The sequence below is a fragment of the bacterium genome (genome assembly GCA_021158245.1).
GTDB lineage: Bacteria > Zhuqueibacterota > QNDG01 > QNDG01 > QNDG01 > QNDG01.
Genome location: JAGGVB010000130.1, coordinates 1 through 3,335 on the forward strand (window position 1 = coordinate 1; position 3,335 = coordinate 3,335).

4 protein-coding genes are annotated in these 3,335 nt (G+C 43.7%); all 4 read left to right on the top strand.

Annotated features, from left to right (window positions below):
- Window positions 1–569, top strand: a 569-nt coding sequence (locus J7K93_07135; GenBank protein MCD6116770.1) for an oxidoreductase, incomplete at its 5' end; no start/stop codon positions are given.
- A complete protein-coding gene (locus J7K93_07140; protein ID MCD6116771.1) occupies window positions 569–2,029 on the top strand; it encodes a Ni/Fe hydrogenase subunit alpha in 1,461 nt (486 codons plus the stop codon). The genes J7K93_07135 and J7K93_07140, both read left to right, overlap by 1 nt.
- Before the next feature lie 26 nt (window positions 2,030–2,055).
- Window positions 2,056–2,463 carry a 4Fe-4S dicluster domain-containing protein gene (locus J7K93_07145; protein MCD6116772.1) on the top strand — a complete coding sequence of 136 codons (408 nt, stop codon included), beginning with the start codon at window positions 2,056–2,058 and terminating at the stop codon, window positions 2,461–2,463.
- 33 nt (window positions 2,464–2,496) lie between these two features.
- Window positions 2,497–3,335, top strand: an 839-nt coding sequence (locus J7K93_07150) for a CoB--CoM heterodisulfide reductase iron-sulfur subunit B family protein (GenBank protein ID MCD6116773.1), incomplete at its 3' end; no start/stop codon positions are given.

Here is a 3,335-nt window from a genome sequence, read left to right on the forward strand (position 1 = left end):
AATCCCTCACTAAAACAAAGAACGGCGATTTATCCCTGCCAGAGCTTTTTTCTTATGTAAGAACTCTTGATCAGGTTGTTGACATTGATTACAGAATGCCCGGATGCCCGCCTGTAGCGGATCAGATATGGAATGTGCTTGAGGCTGTTTTATCGGGAAATCTGCCGCCAAAAGGCGCGGTTATCGGTGTTAATCCAAAGACCGTATGTGACGAATGTCCGAGAGAAAAAAGTGAGGATAAGGTTGTTAAAAAGTTCGTCAGACCTCATATGATAAAAGATATTGACCCTGACAAGTGTCTTTTGGATCAGGGGATAATCTGTAACGGCCCTGCTACGCGTGCAGGATGCGGAGCTTTGTGTACTCAGGTAAATCTGGGTTGCAGAGGGTGTTACGGCCCTGCTGAAGGTATTGATGATATAGGCGGAAAACTTGCAGGTGCTATTGCATCAATGGTTGACAGCAATGATCCTGAAGAAATAGAGAAAATAGTTAATCAGATTCCAGACCCTGTGGGAACTTTTTACAGATTTAACCTGCCCGGATCAATCATAGGGAGAAAGATTTAATGAAAAAAGTCACAATAGATCCAGTTACCCGTCTTGAAGGACATGGAAAGATAGAAATTTTTCTTGATGATAAAGGTGATGTCAAAGATGCATTTCTTCAGGTTCCGGAGTTGAGGGGATTTGAAAAATTCTGCCAGGGAAGACCTGTTGAAGAGATGCCGAGAATTACCTCCAGGATCTGCGGAGTTTGTCCCGAGGCCCACCTTATGGCATCTGCAAAAGCAGGAGATGCTGTTTACAATCTTACAATTCCGGAAACAGCAAAGATGCTGAGGGAACTTCTATACATGATTTTTTATGTCACGGATCATACAACACATTTTTATGCTCTCGGAGGGCCTGATTTTGTACTTGGCCCGGGCGCGCCTAAGGAACAGAGAAATATACTCGGCGTTGTGCACAAGGTTGGTCTGGAAATAGGCGGGAAAGTAATAGGAATGCGGGGGCTCTGTCACGAGTTGATCCAGAAAATCGGCGGAAAGGCTGTTCATCCTGTGGGAGCTCTGATAGGAGGAATGTCAAAACGCCTTTCTCCCGAGCTGCGGGATGAAGTTCTGCAGGCAGGCAGGCAGGCTGTGGAGTTCGGGCAGTTTACCATCTCCATTTTTAATGATATTGTACTTAAAAACAAAGAGTATGTTGACCTGATACTTTCCGATACCTTTACTCACAACACTTACAACATGGGACTTGTTGACAAGAACAATCAGGTCAATTTCTATGACGGCGATATCAGAGTTGTTGATCCCGAAGGAAAAGAATTTGTTAAATTCAAACCTGAAGATTATCTGAAGCATATATCAGAACATGTGGAAGAGTGGACATATCTTAAGTTCCCGTTCCTCAAAAAGATCGGATGGAAAGGATTTACAGACGGAAAATCGAGCGGAGTTTACAAAGCTACGCCTCTTTCCCGTCTGAATGTTTCCGAAGGTATGGCAACGCCTCTGGCAAATGAAGAGTACCAGCGTATGTATGATACTTTGGGAGGAAAACCTGTACACCAGACCCTTGCAACTCACTGGGCACGCATTATCGAGCTTCTGTATGCTGCGGAGCGTTGGGTGGAACTTGCAGAGCATCCTGAAATTACAAGCGACCAGTTCCGTGCTGTTCCCACGGAAACACCGTCCGAAGGAGTGGGTGTTGTTGAAGCACCCCGCGGTACTCTCTATCATCACTACAAGACAGATGAGAACGGCATGATAACAGAAGTAAATCTCATTGTAGGGACAACAAACAACAATGCTGCAATAAATATGTCTGTTAAAAAAGCTGCTCAGGGATTGATTAAAAACGGTAAAGTGACAGATGAACTTATGAATATGGTTGAAATGGCATTTCGTGCATATGATCCCTGTTTTGGGTGCGCAACTCATACGCTTCCGGGCCAGATGCCGCTTATTGTCAGAATCAGAGATTATAAAAATAGTGTTATAGATGAGAAAAAGAGATTTTAATCAATAAAATAAAATTTGAGGGTGCCATGAGAGTGCGGATCAAAATGGAAGATAAAGAGAAATCTTTTATTCGGAAAGTTGCGGAACGCAGCGCACAGAACATATATGCATGCTATCAGTGCGGACGCTGTTCTGCAGGGTGCCCCTTTGCTTTTGAAATGGATATTCTGCCTAATCAGATAATCAGGCTTGTTCAACTGGGGCAGGAAGAGGAAGTTTCAGGATCAAAAGCGGTTTACCTGTGTGCATCATGTTTTACATGTCATTCCAGGTGCCCCAAGGGAATAGACATTGCAAGGATTGCAGAAGCAATAAGAGAGATTACTGAACCAAAGGGACAGGATCATTTCGGTCCTGATGATGTACCGCTGAAATGGGCAAAGGATCTGCCTCAGCAGGCTTACGTGGCGGTTTTTAAGAAATTCAGCAAATAAGCCCCCCAATGATTTTTTAATAAAGAGGAATTCATGAAAGTTCACTACTATCCGGGATGTACTCTTAAAGAGAAAGCTGTAAACTTGGAAGAGACAACCGTTAAAGCAATGAAAATTCTTGGTGTGGATCTGAAAGAGCCCGAAGGCTGGACATGCTGCGGCGCTGAATTTCCCCTGTCCGAAGAGAAAATCGCAGGTCTTGCAGCACCTGCCAGAATTTTACGTCAGGTGGAATCAGAAGGGGGAGACAAGGTTACAACAACCTGTGCATTCTGCTATAATGTTCTTAAAAGAACAAATTATGCTTTGTTGAATGATCCCCTTAAACACAAAAGAATAAATGCATTCTTAAAGGATGATATAAAAATTGATCACGAGACAAAAGATAGGAGCACAGGTTTTGCTCCTTATCACGGAGATGTCTCTGTGGTTCACCTTCTGGAATTTTTAAGGGATGAAATCGGATTTGAAAATATAAAAATGAAAGTTAAAAGGGATCTTTCAGGCCTTAAAGTAGCTGCTTATTATGGGTGCAGACTTCTGCGTCCCTATTCGGAAATCCTGATGGACAAGCCTGATGATCCTTCGATTTTTGAAGACTTTGTTGAGAGTCTCGGAGCACAGGTTATAGACTTCCCGTTCAGGCAGGAGTGCTGCGGTTCGTACATATCTGTTTCAGAGCCGGATGCTGCTGCAGAAGCATCTTACAGGATTTTACGATCTGCCCGGATCAGCGGAGCGGATGTTATGGTTTTAAGCTGCCCTCTCTGTTATTACAATCTTGACAGAAGACAGGGGCTGATAAAAGATAAGTTCTTGGAGTTCAGCGGTTTTCCTGTTTTGTATTTTACGCAGCTGCTGGCATGGGCGCT